Below are 20,642 nucleotides of genomic sequence, written 5' to 3'. Positions count from 1 at the left end.
TGGTGGTCCGGGCCAATCCAATCCGGCTCAGCGGATCACTTTCTGGATGACTTCGATCAGGCGATTGGGATCAAAAGGCTTGACCAGCCAGCCCGTCGCCCCGGCCGTGCGCCCGGCCTGCTTCATCTGATCGCTCGACTCGGTGGTGAGGATCAGGATCGGGATGGTCTTGAATTTGGGGTTCTCGCGCAGTTTGCGCGTCAATCCGATACCGTCCAGGCGCGGCATGTTCTGGTCGGCCAGGACCAGATCAATGTCATGGCTCTCGGCCTTCTCAAGGGCATCCTGCCCATCCACCGCCTCCACAACGTGGTAGCCGGCACCCGTGAGAGTGAACGACACCATTTTCCGCATGGACGGTGAATCATCTACGGCTAGGATCGATTGCATGTAAGGCTCCAACTGACTTGAATATATAGGTTAACCAGTGACGTGAAGATCAGAACAGGTCCACGGAACCGGCATCCATCTCGCTTTGCGTGACGGGGTTGGGCCGGTCCGGCGCCATCTCTGCAAATGGCGCTGCTTCTTCACCATCTTCATTGCCCATGGCCTCGGAGGCCAAGCGGAAAGCGCATCCTTGAAGCACCTTGGTCGTGTGCCAGATCAACTGGGACGCCATATCCTGGAACTGCAATTCGGTCACGGCGCTGCGCAGCGCGGCCCGAGCGGCCACCAGCTCCGGAGAATCGGCCACAGCCGCGTCCGTCAGCACGGCATTGGCCTCTCCAAAACGTTCCAGCAGGTTGTCGGTGGCATGGCTGAGCAGGCCTTCCAGGCGATGCAGGTCATGCATCACGACCAGCAACGAATCCTGCAGCTCTGCCGCCACCATGACGGGAACCTGGACAGCAGGTCCTCCAGACGTTGTTAGCGTAGATTGCATCGTTTCTCCATCGCAGCACGCAGCAGCAAAGCACGCAAAAATCCCAGGACTACGATATCTGCACAAAAGCCCAAAGCAAAGGCATGCGCACCATGGTGTCGGCATCCATTGGACGCTGACGCTGAAACCATCCCAATCGGACAAACACCCTTGTTTGTTCCAATTTGTATCCTATGATAGCGCTCCTATGGTCACCATAGCACCAGACCAGACCCTCAGCATCCTGCATCTTGAAGATTCACTGGCGGACCATGAGCTGACCGCCTTGACCCTGCGGCGGTCCGGGCTCCATTGCCATCTCCATCAGGTCGACTCGCTTGCCGACTTCCAGCGGCTGACCGATACCCAGGCTTTTGACATCATCCTGGCAGATTACCGCCTGCCAGGCTTTACCGCGCTGGACGCATGGACGCATGTGGCGCAAAAGCCGCAGCACCCCCCTTTTGTGCTGCTGTCCGGCGCCATCGGCGAGGCAGCCGCCGTGGACGCCATCCGCCTGGGCATCGCAGACTACCTGCTCAAGGACGACCTGCAGCGCCTGCCCCATGTGATTGCACGCGCTCTGGAGGTCCACGACGCCCGCAAGGCGCGCGAACAGGCCGTGGCGCAGCTGGAGGCGTCCGAACGCCGGCTGGCGGAACTGACAGAACACCTGCAAACATCGATCGAGCAGGAACGCGCATCCATCGCCCGAGAAATTCATGACGACATCGGCGGCGCATTGACGGCCGTGAGGTTCGATGTGGCATGGATCGGACGCCACAGCACGGCCCCGGCGATGCAGGAACACGCGGCGTCGGCGGCCGAGATGCTGCAGCACGCCATCGAGGCGAGCCAGCGGATCATGATGAACCTGCGCCCGCCGATCCTCGAACAGGGGCTGGTGGCAGCCGTTCAGTGGCTTGCCGCCGGCTTCGAGCGCCGCTCGGGCATACCGGCTCCGGTCGTGACCAGCAGCGAGACCATCCACGCTCCGCCGGATATCCAGCTGGCGGCCTACCGCACCGCGCAGGAAGCGCTGACCAATATTTCCAAACATGCCCATCCAGGCACTGTGCGTATCGATCTCTCCGACAAGGAGGGCGTCCTGACGCTGGAGGTCACCGACGATGGCCGGGGCATCGATCCGCAAATGCTCGACAAGCCCAAGGCCTTCGGGCTCAAGGGCCTGCATGAACGCGCCCGGACTGTCGGGGGGTGGCTGGATATCAGCAGCCGGCCCGGCCAGGGCACCTCCGTGATCCTTTCCATACCGCTAACATCGCACCCATCACCAGCCCCAGGAGATGTGCAGTGATTCATGTGGTCCTGTGCGATGACCATGCCGTTCTGCGGCGCGGAATACGCGACACGCTGGCCGACGCCCCCGATATCCAGGTGACTGGAGAGGCCGGGGGATATTCCGAGCTGCGCGAGGTGCTGCGCTCGGCAGCCTGCGATGTGCTGCTGCTGGACCTGAACATGCCGGGGCGCAGCGGCCTTGAGGTGCTGGCCAGCCTGCGCGAGACGCACTCCGCCATCAAGGTGCTGGTGGTGTCCATGTACCCGGAAGACCAGTACGCCCTGCGCTGCCTGAAGGCCGGCGCCCAGGGATACGCCAACAAGGCAGGGGATCCGGTCGAATTGATTGCGGCCGTGCGCACCGTCATGCAGGGGCGCAAGTACCTCACGGCAGAGGTTGCCCAGATGCTGGCGGACAGCCTGGCACAGCCCACGCCGGAGGCGCCGCATGCGGCGCTGTCCGAGCGGGAGTTGCAGACACTGGTCAAGATTGCCTCCGGCCGCAGGCTGTCGGACATCGCCGAGGAGTTGATGCTCAGCCCCAAGACCGTGAGCGTGTACCGTTCGCGCGTGCTGGAGAAGCTGAAGCTCTCGAACAACGCGGAACTCACCGTCTACGCCATCCGCAACCAGCTGGTCTGAGACGGCCTGCCCACCCCCTCTTTCCCCACTATCGCTGCGTGGCAAAGAGATCGACCGCCTGCTGCATCAGCGCCAGCACGGGTTGCTCCAGCAGCGGAAGCGTGGCCACGATGCCCAGCATGCCCACGGTCAACGTCACCGGGAACCCCACGGCATAGATGTTCATCTGCGGCGCCACCCGCGAAATGATGCCCAGCGTCAAGTTGACGAACAGCAGGAGCGCGATCATGGGCAGCGCGATCCACAGCGCACTGGAAAACAGGGACGAACCCAGCTCGTAAATGCGCATCTGCCCAAGGGCCTGCAGGAAGTTGCCATCGACCGGAAAGCGGTCAAAACTCTTCACCACGGCCATCAGGATCAGCAGATGGCCATTGATCACCACAAAGAGCAGCATGGACATGTGTCCAAAAAAGCGGGCTACCGCACTGATCTGCGCATTCGAAGAGGGGTCGAAAAATGATGCGAAATTCAACCCCATCTGCAACCCGATGATTTCGCCCGCCAGCTCCACGGCCGCAAATACCAGCCGGACGGAAAACCCGATCGCAAGCCCCACGGCCACTTGCTGGGCCACGGCTCCGAATGCCTCGCGCCCGTTGACGCTGATGACCGGTTGATTCACCAGCACGCCCTGGGCGCACAGCGCCACCAGGAACGCCAGTCCGATCTTGACGCGCATGGGTATCGTCCGCATGGAAAACACTGGCGCGACCGAGAAGACGGCGAGCACGCGCAAGAATGGCCACAGGATGGGAGACAGCCAGGCCATCAGCTGGGCTTCGGAGAAAGTGATCACGCGATCCCCGATGGGCAGCAAGAAATGGGGCTGGCGAACAAAGGGTGCGGCGCGAAGCGCAAGGCCGTGCCCCGCACTAGCCGATCATCGACGGAATGGACTCGATCGTCCGGCGGATAAAGTCCACCAGGGTACTGAGCATCCAGGGCCCTGCGATCGCAAAAACCACCATCGCGGCGATCAGCTTGGGAACAAAGGCCAGTGTCGCCTCATGGATCTGCGTGACCGCCTGGAAAATGCTCACGATCAGACCCACCGCCATCACGGCACCGAGCACCGGCATCGAAATCATCAGCAGCAGCGTCAAGGCGTCGCGCCCGATGGTCAGCACCATTTGCGAAGTCATCGCCCACTCCTTCAGGGAACAAAACTGGCAGCCAGCGAGCCGATCAGCAAATTCCAGCCGTCCGCCAGCACAAACAGCATGAGCTTGAACGGCAGTGCCACCAGCACCGGAGACAGCATCATCATGCCCAAGGACATGAGGATGCTCGACACCACCATGTCGATCACCAGAAACGGGATGAAGATCATGAAGCCGATCTGAAATGCCGATTTCAGTTCGCTGGTGACAAAGGCTGGCACCAGCACCCGCAGCGGCGCGGTTTCCGCCGTCACGCTCGCATCCAGGCGCGCCAGCCGGGAAAAGAGGGCGAAATCGGATTGCCGGGTCTGCTTGAGCATGAAGCTGCGCATCGGCGCCTCGGCCTTGACCAGTGCCTGTTCGAAGCTGATGGTGTTGTTGGTGTAAGGCACATAGGCGTCCTGGTACACCCGGTCCAGGGTGGGCCCCATCACGAAGAAGGTGAGAAACAGCGACAGCCCGATGATGACCTGGTTGGGCGGCGCCGACTGGGTACCCAGCGCCTGGCGCAGGAGAGACAAAACGATCACGATGCGCGTGAAGCCCGTCATCATGAGCAGAACCGCCGGCAGGAAGGACAGGGCCGTGAAGAACAGCAGGGTCTGGATGGGCACCGAATAGCTGTTGCCCGAAGGGCCGCTGCCCACCACCAATGGCAGCGCGCCCGCGGAGGCCTGCGCAGCGGCCGTGACATGCACCATGGCGCCCAGGGTGGCCACCGCAGCCAGCAGCAGCACACGACGCACCCGTGACGCCTCAGCCATGGGAAGGACTTCCAGGCGCGTTGACGGCCGACGCAACCGCGTGCGCGAAAGATGGTTCCGCCTTGGGCGCCGCGGAAGGCGTGCTGGCGGCAACGGCCGGCAGCACGTGCAGGCAGCTCACCTGCTGTGCGGTCACGCCAAGAACCAGCCAGGTCCGCGCGTGTTCCGGCCCCACCTCCACGGTGACCACGCGCTGCTGGGGACCCACGGCCACGGCGGAGAGCACGCGGGAAGCCGCTCCAGCCCCCAGGCCGGCGGTGGCGTGGCGCTGCTGCAGCCGGCGGACCAGCCAGGGCAGCAACGCCATGGCGCCCACGAAAAGGACGACCACCACCAGCGTCTGGGTCATGCTGCCACTATCCACGGCTGACCCGCCGAAGGCGCTCGGAAGGGGTCACCACGTCCGTGAGGCGGATACCGAACTTGTCATTGACCACGACGACCTCGCCCTGCGCGATGAGATAGCCATTCACCAGCACGTCCATGGGCTCGCCCGCGAGCGCGTCGAGCTCCACCACCGAGCCTTGGGCCAGCTGAAGGATGTACTTGATCGGCACCTTGGTGCGCCCGAGTTCCACCGACAGCTGGACCGGAATGTCCAGCACCATGTTGATGTCGTTGACCGTGCCATCCCCGCCGCCAGAGAAAGGGCGCACGGGGTCGCCGGAGAGCGGGCCGCCCTGCTCGGCATCGCCGGGCTTGTCCTCGGTCCGCTTTTGCTCCTCGAGCGCCTCGGCCCAACCCGCAAAGGGGTCATCCGCCGCGCCGTCCTTGTTATCTTCTTCAGTTGACATCTTTTTCTCCCAGCCAGCTCATGTCGGCATTGCGCAGGCATTCTTCGATACGAATGGCGTACTTGGAATTGTGCGTTCCGTACTGGCATTCAAAAATAGGCACGCCCCCGATCGACGCGCGGATGCGGGGCTCGCGGTCGAGCTCGATGAAATCGCCAGGCTTCATGGCCAGCAATTGCTCCACCGTGGCATCGGCGCGGGCCAGTTCAGCCACCAGCGTCACTTCGGCGGCCTGGATTTCCCGGGTCAGCACGCGCACCCAGCGGCGATCCACCTCGATGGAATCGCCCTGTGTGGACGAATACAGCACGTCGCGGATGGGCTCCAGCGTCGCGTAGGGCATGCAGATATGGATCGCCCCCGAAAGGTCGCCGATTTCCAGCTGAAAGGCCGTGGACACGACGATTTCGCTGGGCGTGGCGATGTTGGCGAACTGCGGCTGCATTTCCGAGCGCTGGTATTCGAGCTCCAGGGGGTAGATCCCCTGCCACGCCTTCTTGTATTCGGCGCAGATCACATCCACCAGGCGGTTGATGACCCGTTGCTCCGTGGGCGAGAAGTCCCGCCCCTCGATCCGAGTCTGGAACTTGCCCACGCCGCCGTACAGCGTGTCGATGATGCCGAACACGAGCGAGGGTTCGCACACGATCAGCCCGCTGCCGCGCAGCGGACGGATGGCCACGATGTTGAAATTCGTGGGGACCGCAAGCTCCCGCAGGAAGGCGCTGTAGCGCTGCACGGACACGGTGCCCACCGAGATCTCGGGGCTGCGGCGGATGAAATTGAACAGGCCGATGCGGAAGTTGCGCGCGAACCGCTCATTGACGATTTCCATCGTCGGCATCCGTCCACGGACGATGCGCTCCTGGCTGGAAATGTCGTAGTTGCGTACGGAACCCGCCTCCGCCACTTCCTCGACCGATTTCTGGCTCTCGCCAGTAACCCCTTCGAGAAGGGCATCGACCTCTTCCTGCGAAAGAAATGAATCACTCATGACTGGTCCTTGCCCGGGTCACTGGATGATGAAGCTGGAGAAAAGCACCCGGTGCACCGGGTTGCGCTCCGTGCGCCGGCGCGCGGGGCGTTCATCTTCGTCGCCGTCCTTGTCGGCCGCCGCGGCACGCGCGCGGTCGCGTTCCGTGGCAACCGGATAGCCCAGGGGACGCGAGACTTCGCGCAGGATATCGGAGGCCAGTTTTTCCTTGCCTTCCCTTTGCAGCAATTCGGCGGAGGTCCGCTGGGAAATCAGCATCAGGATGCCACTGCGGATGGTGGGCAGGTACAGCTTCACCTGTTCCGCCGTCTTGGCATCTTCCAGCTCCAGGGTAATGCCGATCTGTGCAAACCGGTCGCCGCCGGGGTCCGCCAGGTTCACCACCATGTTCTCCATGGGCAGGAAGGTGGGAGCCACCTTGGGGGCCTCCTTGCGGGCCGGGGCAGCCCCTTCCTCGTCTTCGGCGTGGGAGCGGCTGGAAATCAGCCAGGCCGCCACCCCGCCGCCAATCACCAGCACCGCCACAACGCCGATGATGATGATGATGAGCATCTTCTTGCTTTTGGCCGGAGCCGCTGCGGGGGTATTGGCTGACACGATGCGGATTCCTTGGTGGGAGACGGGCCGTACCCACGCAATCAATGGGCGGACAAGACCGGATGGCCCATTATTGGGCGATGCTGCGACCAATAATAGCCAGAATAAAAGCCCAAAACCATGGCATTCGCAGCGCTATCCCGATTGCAGGTCACCCGCCAGGAGCCGTGACCCGGCAATGCGCCCACGGCGCGGCGCATGCGGGGCGGGCCGAAGGTTCCCGCCGCCATGCGGACTCACACAAAGATGTCCACGGCACGGTCTGGCGCGCCGCCACCGCCGCGCAGCGGCGAGGCCATGCCCACCGGCGTGGCGGCCACCACCTGCGCCTGGCGTGACCCATCGCGGCGGCCCTGCCGTTCGGGGTCGGCCGCATTTTCACGTTGTCCGGCCGACGTGCCGACCGACATGCCCGAGAGCACCAGCCCCTCGCTGCGCAGCAACTCGCTCAATTGCGCCATGCTCCGGTCCAGCATGTCGCGGGTCTGCGGCTGGTCGCTGCGGAAAGTCACATGGGCCTCATTGCCCGACAGCGACACCGACACCTCGACGGGCTGCCCGTCGCGGTTGAGCGTCAGCTCCGCATTCTGAGTCTTCTGGTTGATCCAGTACGTCACCTGCTCGGCGACCTGGTCCTCCATGCCGGCCTGGGCAGGATCGCCAAACGCCGCGGCGCCATCGACGGCCGCTCCTGGCTCCACGGGCGCCACGCCCCCGCCATTGTCGAACCATGCGCCGGCATCCCCCCGCCCTTCGCCAGGGCGGCCGCCATTGCCGGCGGCCTCCCCACCCCGTGCGGGCGCTGCAGCCGCCAGCAGGTCGCCCGCCATCGCTGCGCCGTTGGCCACCAGGTCGCCGGCCCCGGCAGCCGCGCTCCGATCGGCGGCGCCCGCAACCGGCAGGCCCGCCGCCATGCGCTCGCTGGCGGCCTGCACCGTCGCCACGGCCGCCATGTGGTGCCCTTGCGTCGGCAGCGCCACATCGCCCGCCCGGGCCCGGCCCAGGGACATTTCTGCGGAATCCGCCCTTTGGGCCAATGCAGTTTGCATGCGCGAGAAAGCCCGGCCGAACGCTGCGGCACCGGCCTGTGGTGCCCCGCCCTTGAGGTCCGCGGAAGCGTCGAGCATGGCCGTTTCGGCCACCATGCCCTGTGGCAGGCCGTCCACGCCCGGCACACCAGCCGCCAACGGGTTCGCCCCTGCCTGGGCGCCCACGCCGGGCATCCCCGAGCCTGCCGCCGTTCCATCTTGCACTGCAATGCGAAGGCCGGTGCCCTGCCCCGCCGCCGCCCCGGCGGCATCGCCCCGCACAGCGGCGTCGGGCGCCAGCAATCCCTGCCATGCCGCCAGGGCCGAAGCATCCAGGGCATCCTTCGCGGCATCGGCGGGCAACCCATCGGCCGGCGCCGCGCCGGCGGACGGCAGGTCCAGCGGCCCGGCGTCCCCCGGGGCAGCAGCATCCCCGAGCGCTGCCAGCAGGGCCAGAAAGCCGCTGGGGGCGGCACTGTGGGCGTCGTCCGGCGCCTGCGCCGTGGACCGGGTCCGCGCGGCGTGGGCCGGCTGGGTGCCCTGGGGAGAAGAAATTCTTGCTTGTTCCATTGTCACTACTCCCGGCCCGCAGAGCCTTGCATCGCACTTCGGTACTGCAGGGCAGCCCGTTCATCGGTTTGTTTCTGATCTCTTCGCATTTCAGCCCGCTCCAGGTCGTGGCGCCGCTTCTCCATGACCTTGCGCAGGCTGGCCAGCCGCAGTTCCGCCTCCAGCAGGTTGCGCCGGGCCGCCTCCACCCGGTTGGCATGGTCACCCACCACCCCGGTCTGGACACCCGCCGCATGTCCCAAACGGTCCATGAACTGGTAGTGGTGGTACATCACCTCGGGCTTCATCGTGGTGTCGGTCTTCATGCCCCACCGCGCTTGCGTTTCACGGGCATAGTCTTCGAGCTGGTCGAGCTGGGCGCGTGCCGCCTGCTGCGCTGCCTGCGTGTCCTGCAGCACCTTGCGCGCGTCGTCCCGCTTGCGGGACGCCACCTCGACGGCGACGGACAGGGAATTGAGGCTGGACATGGCTGGCGATCCGCTGTGTTCAGTGGTCCAGCACCGCCGCCATGCCCGCGACGCTCTGGTCCATGGAGGCCGCCTCGAACATGTCCTGCTGCAGGAACCCCGCCATCTGCGGCTGCAGACGGATGGCCTCGTCCAGCGCCGGATCGGAGCCGCTCATATAGGCGCCCACCTGCACCAGATCGCGGCTTTTCTGGTAGCGCGAGTACACCGCCCGAAAGCGCCGCGCCAGGTCGAAATGCCCGCGCGACACCACGTTGTGCATCACGCGCGACGCGGATTGCTCGATGTCGATGGCGGGGAAATGGCCCGTCTCGGCCAGCGCACGCGAGAGCACGATGTGGCCATCCAGGATGGCGCGCGCCGCGTCGGCGATGGGATCCTGCTGGTCATCCCCTTCCGAGAGCACTGTATAGAAGGCCGTGATGGACCCGACGCCATGCAGTCCGTTGCCGCTGCGCTCCACGAGTTGAGGGAGCTTGGCGAAACAGGAGGGCGGATAGCCCTTGGTGGCAGGGGGTTCGCCAATGGCCAGCGCGATTTCGCGCTGGGCCATCGCATAGCGGGTCAATGAATCCATGAGCAGCAGCACGTGCTTGCCCTTGTCGCGGAAATGCTCGGCCACGGCCGTGGCATAGGCCGCGCCCTGCATGCGCAGCAGGGGGGGTGCGTCCGCCGGAGCGGCCACCACGACCGAGCGCGCGCGGCCGTCTTCGCCCAGGATGTCCTCGACGAATTCCTTGACTTCGCGCCCCCGCTCGCCGATCAGCCCCACCACGATCACGTCGGCGCGGGTGTAGCGGGCCATCATGCCCAGCAGGACGCTCTTGCCCACCCCAGAGCCTGCGAACAGGCCCAGGCGCTGGCCGCGCCCCACCGTGAGCAGGGCGTTGATGGCGCGCACGCCGGTGTCCAGAGATTCGCGCACGGGATCGCGGTCCATGGCATTGATCTGGCGGCGCCCCATGGGCTCGGACACCACGTCCTGCACCGGCCCGCCATGGTCCAGCGGCAGGCCCTGCGCGTCCACCACCCGTCCGAGCAGGCCCTCGCCCATGGGCAAGCGCAGCACACCGGCGCGCTGGATGGCCCGCGCGGGCTCGCCCAGTCGCGGCATGGGAACGTAGGGCGCCGCCGGCACCACGCTCGCGCCGCTGGACAGCCCGTGGATGTCTCCCGCGGGCATCAGAAACGCGCGATCGGCGGAGAACCCCACCACCTCGGCCAGCACCGGGGCATGGCCCGGCATCTGGACCATGCACTGCGAGCCCACCGGCACGCGGATGCCCACGGCCTCCAGCACCAGGCCTGTCAGCCGCGTCAGGGTGCCGCGTGTTTCCAGCGGAGCGCCCTCGGCAACACGCTCGCGCGCATCCTCGATGAGGCGTGTCCAGGCGGCGGGGGCTTCAACGCTCATCGCCGCCCTCCTCCTGCCAGGGCGACTGGAGGCCCAGCGCCGCGATGGCGCGCTGCCAGCGCTTGTCCAGGCTGCCATCCACCACGGTGCCCGCAGACTCGACCAGACAGCCGCCTGGCGGTACTGCGGCATCGGCCATCCACTGCACCCCCGGCGCATCCATCTCCTCGCGCAGGGGCTGGGCCATCGCCTCCATGTCGGCGGGGTTCAACCGGACCATCGCGGGCCGGCCTTCGGTCACCAGCATGCCCACGGCCTCCCGCACCACGGGCTGCAGGGCATTGGGGTTGACGGACAGCTCCTGGCGCACCACCTGGCGCGCGATGTCGCACGCCAGTTCCAGCAGCTGCTGGGCCATCTGCTGCTGCATGTCGATCAGGCTCGCGTCCAGCGTCTGCATCACACCCTGAAGGCGCAGGGCGGCTTCGTTCCCTTGCTGCGCGATGTAGTCATCCATGCGGCGCTGCCACTCCAGTGCCGTTTGGGCCTGGCCCTGGGCAAAGCCCTCGGCATACGCGTCGTCACACGCCTGCTGGACCAGCGCCTGCTGCGCGGCCTCGTCTATTTCGACCGGAATCTCGGCCACGGGCTCTGGTTCTGGCTCGACGAGGTCGGAGCCATCCACGGCGCCAAACTTCCACTGTGTGAAATCGCCGACTTCCTCGCTGGGGATGAAGCGCGAGTACGAACGCTGGCTAGACGAAGGCATCATCACCGCCGGATCCAATCACGATCTGACCCTCGTCGGACAGGCGACGCACGGTCTTGAGAATTTCCTTCTGCTGGGCCTCGACTTCGGACAGCCGCATCGGGCCGCGCGATTCGAGGTCTTCGCGCAGCGCTTCGGAAGCACGCGAGGACATGTTCGAGAGGAACTTCTCGCGCAACTCCGGCACCGCTCCCTTGAGCGCAACGATGAGCGTTTCGGAAGCCACTTCCTTGAGCACGGTCTGGATCGCCTTGTCGTCGAGCTTGAGCACGTCCTCGAACACGAACATCTTGTCCATGATCTTCTGGGCCAGGTCGGGGTCGTAGCCGCGGATGGACTCCAGCACCACGGCATCCATGTTGCCGCCCAGCAGGTTGATGATCTCGGCCGCTGCCTTGACGCCGCCGAGCGAGCTCTTGCGGATCTTGTCGCCGCCGGCCAGCACCTTGAACAGCACCTCGTTGAGGTCCTTGAGCGCCGTCGGCTGTATGCCTTCGAGCGTGGCCACGCGCAACAGAATTTCACTGCGCTGGCGGTCCGTGAGGTGCATCAGGATGCCCGATGCCTGGTCGCTGTCCAGGTGCACCAGGATGGCCGCGACGATCTGGGGATGTTCGTTGCGCAGCAACTCGGCCACGGACAGCGGGTCCATCCACTTCAGGCTTTCGATGCCCGAGACGTCGCCCCCCTGCAGGATGCGGTCGATGAGCAGCCCGGCCTTGTCATCCCCCAGCGCACGCCGCAGCACGGCGCGCACGTAGTTGCCGGTATCCGACACCAGAAGGCTCTGCGCCGCCGCCGCGTTGGAGAACTTGTTGATGACCTCGTCCACCTTGTCGCGCGACACCGAGCGCATGCGCGCAATGGTTTCGCCGAGCTTCTGCACTTCCTTGGGCGAGAAATGCTTGAACACTTCGGCCGCCTCTTCCTCGCCGAGGGACATCAGCATGATGGCTGCGTCGTTGAGTCCTTGGTCGTCCATGGTGGTCGTCGTCCGTGATGTCGGCGGTCAGACTGGCTCGCCGTTGAGCCAGGTCTTCAGGATATTGGCCACGGCCACAGGGTTCTCCTTGGCCAGCACCCGCGCCTCTTCCAGGCGCAGCTGCTCCGGCGTGGCGGGAAGCACTTCGTTCTTCGCGGCGGGCGCAGGCAGCGCGGGGCGCTCGGGTGTTTCGGACTCCACGGCGTCGAGCTGGCCGCCGGCCACCGGGATGGCGCGGGGCTTGGCAGCGGCGCCGCCCTTGAGCGCCGGCCGCACCAGGCCCAGCAGCACCAGGGCCGCGAACAGAACCGCACCCACTGGCCAGGCGAAGGTCTTGGCCAGTTCGATCACTTCAGGCTGTTTCCACAGCGGAACGTCGTTGGCGGGCGTCGCGTCCACCTGGAACGGGGTGTTCATGAGGTTGACCGAGTCGCCACGATCCCGGTTGAAGCCAATGGTTTCGCGCACCAGGGCGGTCATCTGCTCGAGCTGCTCTGGCGTGAGCGCCTTGGATACCGTCTTGCCCTTGTCCTCGGCGGACTGGTAGTTCACGACCACCGCCGCACTCACCCGCTTGAGGGCGCCGCTGCCGCCACGCGTCACGCGCACGGTCTTGTCCACTTCGTAATTGGTGATGGATTCGCGCTTGCTCGCCGCTGCCTGCGCACCCTGGGCCTGCTGGCCCGCCGCCGTGGGTGCCGGATTGGCGCCGTTGATGGGCGCCGCAGCAGCCGCGGGAGGCTGGTTGGTCGTGGCGCCAGGCACGCCCGTGGGCAGCGGATTGCCCTGCGGACCGGAGCTTTCCACGATCTGCTGGCTGCGGATGGCGCTGGCATCGGTGGCGAGGTTGGGGCGGTGCTGCTCGGACGTGGATTCGGTCTGGGTGAAGTCCACCTCGGCCGTCACCTGCGCCTTGACGTTGTTGCGGCCCACCACGGGTTCCAGGATGTCCAGGATCCGGCGGGTGTACTGCTGCTCGATCTGCTGCACATACAGCAGTTGCTGCGCGTCGACCCCGGTTCCCGCGGCGCCATCGGGCGATTGGGACAGCAGCTTGCCCGTGTCGTCCAGCACGCTCACGGCGGAGGGCGCCAGTTCCGGCACGCTGGAGGCGACCAGGTGCACGATGCCCGCCAGCTGGGCACGGTCGAGCACGCGGCCGGGATGCAGGCTCACCAGCACGGAGGCCGAGGGTTTTTGCTGCTCCCGGAAAAAGCCATTCTGATTGGGAAGCGCCAGGTGCACGCGCGCGCCCTGCACGGACGACAGCGCCTGGATGGAGCGGGTGAGTTCACCCTCCAGGCCCCGCTGGAAGTTCAGGCGTTCCTGAAACTGCGTCATTCCGAATTTGCTGGACTCCATCAGCTCGAAGCCCGCCACGGAACCCTTGGGCAGGCCCTGGGTGGCCAGGCGCAGGCGCACGTCATGCACGCGGTCCGCGGGGATCAGGATCGCACCGCCGCCATCGGCATGCTTGTAGGGCACGTTCATCTGCGACAGCTGGGCGACGATGGCACCGCCATCCTTGTCGTTCAGGTTGGCGAACAGCACCCGGTAGTCGGGCTGGCGCCCCAGCACGATGGCCGCAATGGCCGCTGCCACCAGGAGCGCCGCACCCACGCCCAGCCGCATGCGCTGCGCCCTGTCCAGGGCAGACAGCCGCTGCAGCCAGTTCGGGCCGGCAGGGGGAGTGAGAGGAACTTCAGCAACTGCAGACATCTTGCTTTCCAGTAGGGCAGGCCCGACAAGGACCAAAGCGTGGGGTCGATTATTCGGCCACGCCCTCAAAATGTTCGCTGGATAAGCCGCGCGTTTGGCCATCAATTCAGAGCGATGGGCGGGGGCGCGATGGCTAGGATACGCAGCATACCCCCATTCCCACGGACACCGCCATGGACCTTCGCATCTCAAGCTCTACCGCCCCGCTCACGGGCGCTGGCGTGGCGCGCCGTGCTGCGGCGCCGCAAAACGACGCCAATGAAGTGGGTTTTTCAGGGGCGCTCAAAGGCGCGCTCCAGTCGGTCAGTGCGGCCCAGAACCGTGCCAGCGACCTGCAGACGGAAGTCCAGATGGAGAACCCCTCCGTCAGCCTCGAGGAAACCATGGTGGCGATCCAGAAGGCCCAGATCGGATTCCAGGCCACGCTGCATGTGCGCAACCGGATGGTGCAGGCCTATACCGACATCATGAACATGCAGGTATAGCAGGGGCACTCCCCTGAGGCGCTGCGCGCCTTCCCCTCGCTCTCACAGCGCTGCGCGCTGTGGGCAAGGGGACGATGCCCTCGCTGCGGGGCGGCCCTTGCTGGGCATCCCTCGCGGGGGGCGCGCCGGTATCTGGCAGCGCAGGTCTGCGCTTACTCCTGATTTGTAGCTGCTTGCGCTTTATGGATAAGCGCTACAGGCACTTTTTATTCCGTAAAAGACACGCCACACTCTCAGCACAGGGAGCTCCGCGACGCATCGCTGGCCGTGGCAGCTTCGTGACAAGCGTCAGAAATCAGCCGCTCTCAATTTAATAGCTGCTTGCGCCTGATGGACAAGCGGTAGCGCCGTATTTCATCCATGAAAAAGCCGACCTCGCGGGGTCGGCTTTGTCTGGGGCTTGGCGCATGCCTCAATGCATCATCTGCGGCTGGCCTTCGAACAGGTGTTCGAACTGCGCCAGCCAGGGCTCGGCCAGGCAACGGATCTGGGCATCGTTGCGCAGGATGCGCTGCATGATGCGGGTCTTTTCGCGCCGATGCTCTGGCAGCAGTTCGTGTTCCTGCGACTTGAAGCGCAGTTGCTCGATCAGCACGGCACAGGCTCCTTCATAGCGCACCACGCCATCCCAGTCCTTGAGCCTGGCGGCCTCCAGCATCTTGGCGCTGCTGTCTTCGATCGCCTTGTAGTAGTCAATCAGCATGTGGGACATGGTTCAGGCCTCCACCAGTGCTGGCTGCCCCGGGGTGGCGGCCTCCGCGACGGCGCCCGATTGCTTGATCTGGCTCCAGCCCTGCGCCACCGGCTCGATCAGGCGCATGACCTCCTGCATCATGGCATCGTCGTTGCGGGCATTCGCCAGGATCAGGCGGTGCAGGCAGTAGTCATACAGGGCTCCCAGGTTCTGGGCCAGCTCCCCGCCATCCACCTTGTCGAGCGCCGTGCTCAGCCCCTCTTCAATGATGCGGACGGCCTTGGAGATATTGTTGACCTTGCCCAGCACGTCGCCGCGCGCCATGGCACCCCGCGCCGTGGCGATGGAGTTCAGGACACCTTCATACAGCAGGCTGACCAGCTGGTGCTGGTCCATCGTGTGCATGCTGGTTTCTACATTGATACGCTGATAAGCGTTGGCTGCACGGGGGCTATAGGCGCTGAACATGCTGGCAATCCTTGCGATGTATTACTTTAGTTATCGGCTACAGCCAGAAAAACTGAAGCGGTCAGCCCGAGGATTTATTCCAAGTGGTCACCTGCTGCGAGATATACGCATTGAGCGCATTCAGGCTCGACATCTTTGTATCAAGGGCGGTGTAGCGCGCCGTCAGGCTCTTTTCCAGGCGGTCCGCACGATCGTTGATCGTCTCCACGTCCTTGGCATTGAGCTTGAGGGATTGCTCGTAGATTTTTGCCTTGCTGGCGAAGAACCCGTCGTTTGCGAGCAGCTTGGTCGTGACCGCCTTGAATTTTCCGGCGAACCCGTCCTCCACGCTGCCGCCCTCCGGCCCCCGGAAGAAAGCCTTGACGTCGTCGGCGTTTTCCATGGCCTTGTTGAACTTGGTCGCGTCGAGCGTCAGGTTGCCGGTGGGCGCCACGTTGCCGAGCCCGCCCTCCGAGACCACTCCCACGGCAGACAGATTGCGCAGCGCGCCCGAGCTGTTCACGGACTGCAGCGCCATGCGCAAGGTGTTTTGCAAGGTCACCGCCGCGCTATCCCCCTGCAGCAACCCCGCCGTTTTGGTGCCCTGGTCGTACTTGGTGACCTCATTCAACGCCTGATTGATGGCGTTGTATGCGCTCACGAAGGCCTCGATGTTCTTCTTCACGGCAGAGTTGTCCTTGGCCACCGTCACCGCCACGTCGCCCGTGGTGACCTGCAGCGCCGTGAACGTCACGCCCGACACGGTATCGGCAAAGGCATTCGTTGCCGAAGTGACGGCAACGCCGTTGACGGTCGCGTTCGCGTTCGCCGCATACTCCGTCACGCCGCCCACCACGAGCCGCGACAAGCCCGCACCGTCCGCCAGGTTGCCGTCGGCGTCCGCCGCGCTCATCCGGTAGCCGGCATCCTCGCCCGTTGTCTTGCTGCGCAGCATCAGGCGCTCGCCGGAGGCATCGCTCAGCACGGTGGCCGTCACGCCGGCCTTCGAGCCATTGATCTTGCTGGCGACGTCCGCCAGCGTATCCGTGGCGCTGACTTCCACATTGACCGCGCCCGCGCTGCCCATCGTGAAGACCTTGGGCTCGCCGGACCACTTGCCCGTTTCAAAGGTCAGCGTGCCCGCCCCGACAGCCTGCTTGACGGGCGACAACGCCACGGAGATGGAGGACTGCGCCTTGGCCAGGTTCTGCACCTGCACATTGAATGACGTCGCCGCGGCGCCGCCCACGGCGGAGACCGACACGGCTTCCGGCTTGGCGGAGGTCGCGCTCACCCCGTTCCAGCCCGTGACGCTGGCGAGCTTGCTGGCGGCATCGGCCAGCGTGGAGACCAGGGATTTGAACTGGCCGAAGGCAGACACCTTCGCATTCGTGATGGCCGCCTGCTGGTTCAGGCCGTTGGTCTTGGTGATGGGGATCTTCACGGCGTCGACCGAAGCCTTGATCAGCCCATTGACGTCCACGTTGCCGCCCAGGCCGATGCCTATCGATGAAAAGCTAGCCATATCCCACCTCCTGAATCCGTGTCGGGTTGAATCGCCAGAAATTATCCAGGCCTTTGGCTTGTTGCATCCAGCCGATAAGCACCCAAGAAAGCCACCAATCTACCGCGTTGCAGCCCGATTGGCAAAAAGCGGAAAGCGGCGGCGACCAGGTCGCCTCCGCCTTGTGAGGAGCGGGCTTGTTTCACAAACCCGCCCCGCCTGTTCAACCCTCTGCCAAAGATGATCAGCGCAGCAGGGCCAGAACACCTTGTGGCAGCTGGTTGGCCTGGGCCACCATGGCCGTGCCAGCCTGCTGCAGGATCTGGGCGCGCGACAGGTTGGCGGTTTCTGCGGCAAAGTCGGCGTCCTGGATGCGGCCACGCGAGGCAGACATGTTTTCGGACGTGCTTTGCAGGTTGTTCACCGTGGTCTCGAAGCGCGACTGCAGGGCACCGAAGCTGGCGCGCTGGCCGTTGACGGCGGACAGGGCCGAATCGATGATCTTCAGGGCCTTGGTCGAACCGTCGACAGTCGACACGTCGATGGTGTTGACGGAATTCAGGGTCGAAGCACCGGCTGCCACGTACGCGGAGGTGCCGCCCAGAGAGAAGCCCTTGTCGGAGCTGAACTCCACCGTGCCACGCGAGTTGGCCGTGCCGCCAGCGACTGCCATGGACTGCGCGGCAGAGAAGGTCAGCGTAGCGGCCGTCGCGTTTTGCGATGCCAGGGTGGTCACGGCCACCGTCGAGTTGTTGACGATATTGATGTCCGAGCCCGCATCATTGGTCAGCAGGATGCCATCGCCGGCGCTGTTGAGCTTGGCGGTGATGCCGGTCTGCGATGCCACGTCATTGAATGCCTTGACGGCTTCGCCCAAGTCGGTTGCCGAGGTCGCGCTGAAGGTGATGTTGGCGGCGGTCGTGGTGTTGTCACCCTTGATCGCCAGGGACACGGCACCTGCCGTGGTGATCTTGAACTCGGACAGATTGCGAGCCGAAGCCGTCACGCCGGTGGTCTCGGCCGCTGCGTTGACTGCTGCGGCAATTTTCGAAGCCGTGTCGGCAGCGTCGACGTTCACCGTCTTGCTTTGCAGGCCGTTCACGATAACGGTCGCGGCGGCGGCGGCGGGGGCGGCGGCAGCCGCAGGAACGCTGGCCGAGGCCTTCAGCTGCGCACCATAGGTGGTCGTGCGGAAGTTGCCGGTGGTCGCCGTGATGGTCTGGTTGGCGTTGGCGCCCACCTGGAAGGTGGCGGAGCCGAACGAGCCGTCCAGCAGCTTCTGGCCATTGAATTCGGTCGTGGTGGAGATGCGGTCCAGTTCGGACAGCAGCTGGCCGACTTCAGCCTGGATGGCCTTGCGGTCGCCGGCGGAGTTGGTGGCATTGGCGGACTGCACGGACAGTTCACGCACACGTTGCAGGATGTCGCCAGAGGCCTTGAGCGCGCCTTCAGCGGTTTGCGCCAGCGAAATGCCGTCGTTGGCATTGCGCACTGCCTGGTTCAGGCCGCGGATCTGCGAGGTGAAACGCTCGGAAATGGCCAAGCCGGCGGCGTCGTCCTTGGCGCTGTTGATGCGCAGGCCCGACGACAGGCGCTGGATGGAGGTGTTGAGCGACAGTTGGCTCATACCCAGATTGCGCTGGGCGGTCAAGGAACTGACGTTGGTGTTGATGGTAGCTGCCATTTGCAAATCTCCTGAAAAGAACTGACTGAACATGGCGTTGCCGCCAACCTGGTGCCAGGCAAGGCACCCGGCCATACGGTTCACAGCGCCAGCATGGCCTTCTGTAGAACGGCGGGCATTTACGTCCCGTTGCAAATGTTTTCGGAAGCTGCGGCGAAAACTTTAGGGCGAAACGCACAAGTTGCAGGGTTTTTGTGCGCTTTATCGCACCACTGCGCACCGCGCTCGACTTTCACAATTCACCCATCGTTCCCGTCTTGTCTGCCGGACGGTGGGGCTTCTACCGGCGCAGATTTGGTTTTTCAAGCCTTTAAGGAGCATATCCATGGCAGCCACTATCAATACCAACGTCAGCTCCCTGACCGCCCAGCGCAATCTGGGCATGAGCCAGGCATCGCTCAGTACCTCCATCCAGCGCCTGTCGTCGGGCCTGCGCATCAACAGCGCCAAGGACGACGCCGCCGGCCTGGCCATTTCCGAGCGCTTCACCACCCAGATCCGGGGCCTGAACCAGGCGGTGCGCAATGCCAACGATGGTATTTCCCTGGCCCAGGTCGCTGAAGGCGCCCTGGCGGGCGCCAGCAACATTCTGCAGCGTGTGCGCGAATTGTCCGTGCAATCCGCCAATGCCTCCAACTCCGCCGGCGACCGCAAGGCCATTCAGGCCGAAGTCGGCCAGCTGCTGTCCGAGCTGGACCGAATTTCCGTCACCACCGAGTTCAACGGCCAGAAGCTGCTGGACGGCTCGTTCGGCTCCGCCACCTTCCAGGTGGGCGCCAACGCCAACCAGACCATCACGGCGACCACCGGCAACTTCCGCACGACGACGTACGGAGCACAGCTCAAGCAGTCGGCGCCCGTGGTGGTGACGGCGGCGGCGGCCCCCACGGCGCTGACCGGCACGTTCGACATCGCCGGGCTGCAAACCAAGACGGTCACGCTCACCGCCACCGACACGATGGCCACCGCGGCCGCCAAAATCAACGCGCTCTCCGAATCCACCGGTGTCTCCGCGTCTGCACGCAACCAGGTCAACCTGACCACCTTCGTGGCTGGCGGCTCCTACTCGCTGGCGGTGAAGGGAGACAACGCGACCGCCGCCAACGTGACTTTCAGCGTATCCGCCGCCGGCGCGACCGCGGGCGGGCTGGCGGAAGCCATCAAGGGTTTCAACGACGTGTCGTCGCAAACCGGCATCACCGCCAAACTCAACGACGCCGGCGACGGCATAGTGCTCATCAATGAGTCGGGTGCCAACATCCAGATTCAGAACAACTCCCTGGCGGGCAACACCATTGCCGTGGGCGCCTACGATGCCGCGACGTCGGCCTCCACCGGCACCCCCACCTTTGTCGCGGGTGTCGCCGCTGCGCCCGCCGGCGGCTTTGCGACGGCCACCGGGTACCTGGAGATGAGCTCGGACAAGGGCTTCGCCATTACCAATCTGACGGGCACGCCCCCGGTCACGGCGACGGCATCCACGTTGAACGCCGTCAACGTCATCGACGTGTCCACCGTCGACGGCTCGACCAAGGCCCTGAAGATCATCGATTCGGCCCTGGCGGCAGTGAACGGCCAGCGTGCAAGCTTTGGTGCCTTGCAGGCTCGATTCGAGACCACCATCTCGAACCTGCAGCTGTCCTCGGAAAACATGTCTGCCTCGCGTGGCCGCATCCAGGACGCCGACTTTGCCGCAGAAACCGCCAACCTGTCGCGCGCCCAGATCCTGCAGCAGGCTGGCACGGCCATGGTGGCCCAGGCCAACCAGATTCCGCAGGGCGTGCTGGCCTTGCTCAAGTAGTGGTGGCACGCAGGCCT

General features: G+C 64.9%; 23 protein-coding genes. 4 read left to right on the top strand and 19 right to left on the bottom strand.

All coding sequences use genetic code 11. The features are described from left to right. Positions 1-27: 27 nt before the first annotated feature. Both AC07PV_RS23980 and AC07PV_RS23975 read right to left on the bottom strand, forming a co-directional pair. On the bottom strand, positions 28-390 hold the full coding sequence (locus AC07PV_RS23980) for a response regulator (RefSeq protein WP_056173069.1): 363 nt from the start codon (positions 388-390) through the stop codon (positions 28-30). Positions 391-439: 49 nt separating this feature from the next. Beyond that, complete coding sequence (locus AC07PV_RS23975; protein WP_218296982.1) at positions 440-886, bottom strand: hypothetical protein; 447 nt, start codon at positions 884-886, stop codon at positions 440-442. 187 nt (positions 887-1,073) lie between these two features. Between AC07PV_RS23975 and AC07PV_RS23970 the strand changes: the two genes are divergently transcribed. Both AC07PV_RS23970 and AC07PV_RS23965 read left to right on the top strand, forming a co-directional pair. Further along, positions 1,074-2,183 (top strand): hybrid sensor histidine kinase/response regulator, encoded by a 1,110-nt coding sequence (locus AC07PV_RS23970; protein ID WP_218296981.1) that lies wholly within the window; start codon positions 1,074-1,076, stop codon positions 2,181-2,183. Continuing rightward, a complete protein-coding gene (locus AC07PV_RS23965) occupies positions 2,180-2,809 on the top strand; it encodes a response regulator (RefSeq protein WP_218296980.1) in 630 nt (209 codons plus the stop codon). Before AC07PV_RS23970 ends, AC07PV_RS23965 begins: the two co-directional genes overlap by 4 nt. Before the next feature lie 28 nt (positions 2,810-2,837). On the opposite strand, the gene fliR is transcribed toward AC07PV_RS23965, so the two are convergent. The 13 genes from fliR to fliF all read right to left on the bottom strand — a co-directional run bounded on the left by fliR (position 2,838) and on the right by fliF (position 14,010). Beyond that, complete coding sequence (gene fliR / locus AC07PV_RS23960; RefSeq protein WP_218296979.1) at positions 2,838-3,608, bottom strand: flagellar biosynthetic protein FliR; 771 nt, start codon at positions 3,606-3,608, stop codon at positions 2,838-2,840. 76 nt (positions 3,609-3,684) lie between these two features. Beyond that, positions 3,685-3,954, bottom strand: a complete 270-nt coding sequence (gene fliQ / locus AC07PV_RS23955; protein ID WP_218296978.1) for a flagellar biosynthesis protein FliQ — start codon at positions 3,952-3,954, stop codon at positions 3,685-3,687. A gap of 11 nt (positions 3,955-3,965) precedes the next feature. Then, positions 3,966-4,736, bottom strand: a complete 771-nt coding sequence (gene fliP / locus AC07PV_RS23950) for a flagellar type III secretion system pore protein FliP (protein WP_494631498.1) — start codon at positions 4,734-4,736, stop codon at positions 3,966-3,968. Next, on the bottom strand, positions 4,729-5,085 hold the full coding sequence (locus AC07PV_RS23945) for a FliO/MopB family protein (RefSeq protein WP_369643493.1): 357 nt from the start codon (positions 5,083-5,085) through the stop codon (positions 4,729-4,731). Before AC07PV_RS23945 ends, fliP begins: the two co-directional genes overlap by 8 nt. 7 nt (positions 5,086-5,092) lie before the next feature. Beyond that, positions 5,093-5,530, bottom strand: a complete 438-nt coding sequence (gene fliN / locus AC07PV_RS23940) for a flagellar motor switch protein FliN (protein ID WP_218296975.1) — start codon at positions 5,528-5,530, stop codon at positions 5,093-5,095. Further along, positions 5,520-6,524 carry a flagellar motor switch protein FliM gene (gene fliM, locus AC07PV_RS23935; RefSeq protein WP_010466026.1) on the bottom strand — a complete coding sequence of 335 codons (1,005 nt, stop codon included), beginning with the start codon at positions 6,522-6,524 and terminating at the stop codon, positions 5,520-5,522. Before fliM ends, fliN begins: the two co-directional genes overlap by 11 nt. Before the next feature lie 18 nt (positions 6,525-6,542). After that, entirely contained in the window at positions 6,543-7,121 is a 579-nt protein-coding gene (locus AC07PV_RS23930) for a flagellar basal body-associated FliL family protein (RefSeq protein WP_494631496.1), read from the bottom strand. 236 nt (positions 7,122-7,357) lie between these two features. Further along, positions 7,358-8,719 carry a flagellar hook-length control protein FliK gene (locus AC07PV_RS23925; protein ID WP_494631495.1) on the bottom strand — a complete coding sequence of 454 codons (1,362 nt, stop codon included), beginning with the start codon at positions 8,717-8,719 and terminating at the stop codon, positions 7,358-7,360. 5 nt (positions 8,720-8,724) lie between these two features. Then, on the bottom strand, positions 8,725-9,186 hold the full coding sequence (gene fliJ / locus AC07PV_RS23920) for a flagellar export protein FliJ (RefSeq protein WP_494631494.1): 462 nt from the start codon (positions 9,184-9,186) through the stop codon (positions 8,725-8,727). A 19-nt stretch (positions 9,187-9,205) separates the two neighbouring features. Further along, on the bottom strand, positions 9,206-10,600 hold the full coding sequence (gene fliI, locus AC07PV_RS23915; protein ID WP_218296972.1) for a flagellar protein export ATPase FliI: 1,395 nt from the start codon (positions 10,598-10,600) through the stop codon (positions 9,206-9,208). Next, the gene (locus tag AC07PV_RS23910) at positions 10,590-11,312 is read right to left on the bottom strand and encodes a FliH/SctL family protein (protein ID WP_492245118.1); all 723 of its coding nucleotides are present in this window, start codon (positions 11,310-11,312) and stop codon (positions 10,590-10,592) included. The genes fliI and AC07PV_RS23910 overlap by 11 nt, the downstream gene beginning before the upstream one ends. Continuing rightward, positions 11,296-12,291 carry a flagellar motor switch protein FliG gene (gene fliG, locus AC07PV_RS23905; protein WP_218296970.1) on the bottom strand — a complete coding sequence of 332 codons (996 nt, stop codon included), beginning with the start codon at positions 12,289-12,291 and terminating at the stop codon, positions 11,296-11,298. Before fliG ends, AC07PV_RS23910 begins: the two co-directional genes overlap by 17 nt. A gap of 27 nt (positions 12,292-12,318) precedes the next feature. Continuing rightward, positions 12,319-14,010, bottom strand: coding sequence for a flagellar basal-body MS-ring/collar protein FliF (fliF, locus tag AC07PV_RS23900; protein WP_218296969.1), 1,692 nt, complete (start codon positions 14,008-14,010; stop codon positions 12,319-12,321). 173 nt (positions 14,011-14,183) lie between these two features. Here fliF and fliE point away from each other — a divergent pair, with 173 nt between their 5' ends. Continuing rightward, positions 14,184-14,495 carry a flagellar hook-basal body complex protein FliE gene (fliE, locus tag AC07PV_RS23895; RefSeq protein ID WP_218296968.1) on the top strand — a complete coding sequence of 104 codons (312 nt, stop codon included), beginning with the start codon at positions 14,184-14,186 and terminating at the stop codon, positions 14,493-14,495. A gap of 412 nt (positions 14,496-14,907) precedes the next feature. Here the strand turns inward: fliE and AC07PV_RS23890 are convergent, their stop codons facing one another. From AC07PV_RS23890 to AC07PV_RS23875, 4 genes are all read right to left on the bottom strand, one after another. Next, a complete protein-coding gene (locus AC07PV_RS23890; protein ID WP_063461658.1) occupies positions 14,908-15,207 on the bottom strand; it encodes a flagellar protein FliT in 300 nt (99 codons plus the stop codon). Between the two features lie 3 nt (positions 15,208-15,210). Beyond that, a complete protein-coding gene (gene fliS, locus AC07PV_RS23885; protein ID WP_218296967.1) occupies positions 15,211-15,657 on the bottom strand; it encodes a flagellar export chaperone FliS in 447 nt (148 codons plus the stop codon). Between the two features lie 61 nt (positions 15,658-15,718). Next, a complete protein-coding gene (gene fliD / locus AC07PV_RS23880) occupies positions 15,719-17,161 on the bottom strand; it encodes a flagellar filament capping protein FliD (RefSeq protein ID WP_218296966.1) in 1,443 nt (480 codons plus the stop codon). A 223-nt stretch (positions 17,162-17,384) separates the two neighbouring features. Beyond that, complete coding sequence (locus AC07PV_RS23875; RefSeq protein WP_218296965.1) at positions 17,385-18,824, bottom strand: flagellin N-terminal helical domain-containing protein; 1,440 nt, start codon at positions 18,822-18,824, stop codon at positions 17,385-17,387. A gap of 325 nt (positions 18,825-19,149) precedes the next feature. Here AC07PV_RS23875 and AC07PV_RS23870 point away from each other — a divergent pair, with 325 nt between their 5' ends. Further along, complete coding sequence (locus AC07PV_RS23870; protein WP_369643497.1) at positions 19,150-20,625, top strand: flagellin N-terminal helical domain-containing protein; 1,476 nt, start codon at positions 19,150-19,152, stop codon at positions 20,623-20,625. The last annotated feature ends 17 nt before the right edge of the window (positions 20,626-20,642 follow it).

Source organism: Acidovorax sp. GW821-FHT09A11 (genome assembly GCF_059418365.1).
The sequence above is the reverse complement of the archived record's forward strand: the minus strand, read 5'-3'. Positions and strand labels throughout refer to the sequence as shown.

Excerpts from the sequence above, each read along its gene's own strand:
- AC07PV_RS23970 (WP_218296981.1), top strand. The coding sequence starts at position 1,074 with ATGGTCACCATAGCACCAGACCAGACCCTCAGCATCCTGCATCTTGAA.
- AC07PV_RS23875 (WP_218296965.1), bottom strand. The coding sequence starts at position 18,824 with ATGGCAGCTACCATCAACACCAACGTCAGTTCCTTGACCGCCCAGCGC.
- fliQ (WP_218296978.1), bottom strand. The coding sequence starts at position 3,954 with ATGACTTCGCAAATGGTGCTGACCATCGGGCGCGACGCCTTGACGCTG.
- AC07PV_RS23890 (WP_063461658.1), bottom strand. The coding sequence starts at position 15,207 with ATGTCCCACATGCTGATTGACTACTACAAGGCGATCGAAGACAGCAGC.
- AC07PV_RS23945 (WP_369643493.1), bottom strand. The coding sequence starts at position 5,085 with ATGACCCAGACGCTGGTGGTGGTCGTCCTTTTCGTGGGCGCCATGGCG.
- AC07PV_RS23975 (WP_218296982.1), bottom strand. The coding sequence starts at position 886 with ATGCAATCTACGCTAACAACGTCTGGAGGACCTGCTGTCCAGGTTCCC.
- fliG (WP_218296970.1), bottom strand. The coding sequence starts at position 12,291 with ATGGACGACCAAGGACTCAACGACGCAGCCATCATGCTGATGTCCCTC.
- fliF (WP_218296969.1), bottom strand. The coding sequence starts at position 14,010 with ATGTCTGCAGTTGCTGAAGTTCCTCTCACTCCCCCTGCCGGCCCGAAC.
- fliM (WP_010466026.1), bottom strand. The coding sequence starts at position 6,524 with ATGAGTGATTCATTTCTTTCGCAGGAAGAGGTCGATGCCCTTCTCGAA.
- fliE (WP_218296968.1), top strand. The coding sequence starts at position 14,184 with ATGGACCTTCGCATCTCAAGCTCTACCGCCCCGCTCACGGGCGCTGGC.
- fliP (WP_494631498.1), bottom strand. The coding sequence starts at position 4,736 with ATGGCTGAGGCGTCACGGGTGCGTCGTGTGCTGCTGCTGGCTGCGGTG.
- fliS (WP_218296967.1), bottom strand. The coding sequence starts at position 15,657 with ATGTTCAGCGCCTATAGCCCCCGTGCAGCCAACGCTTATCAGCGTATC.
- AC07PV_RS23910 (WP_492245118.1), bottom strand. The coding sequence starts at position 11,312 with ATGATGCCTTCGTCTAGCCAGCGTTCGTACTCGCGCTTCATCCCCAGC.
- fliD (WP_218296966.1), bottom strand. The coding sequence starts at position 17,161 with ATGGCTAGCTTTTCATCGATAGGCATCGGCCTGGGCGGCAACGTGGAC.
- AC07PV_RS23870 (WP_369643497.1), top strand. The coding sequence starts at position 19,150 with ATGGCAGCCACTATCAATACCAACGTCAGCTCCCTGACCGCCCAGCGC.
- AC07PV_RS23925 (WP_494631495.1), bottom strand. The coding sequence starts at position 8,719 with ATGGAACAAGCAAGAATTTCTTCTCCCCAGGGCACCCAGCCGGCCCAC.
- fliJ (WP_494631494.1), bottom strand. The coding sequence starts at position 9,186 with ATGTCCAGCCTCAATTCCCTGTCCGTCGCCGTCGAGGTGGCGTCCCGC.
- AC07PV_RS23980 (WP_056173069.1), bottom strand. The coding sequence starts at position 390 with ATGCAATCGATCCTAGCCGTAGATGATTCACCGTCCATGCGGAAAATG.
- fliI (WP_218296972.1), bottom strand. The coding sequence starts at position 10,600 with ATGAGCGTTGAAGCCCCCGCCGCCTGGACACGCCTCATCGAGGATGCG.
- fliN (WP_218296975.1), bottom strand. The coding sequence starts at position 5,530 with ATGTCAACTGAAGAAGATAACAAGGACGGCGCGGCGGATGACCCCTTT.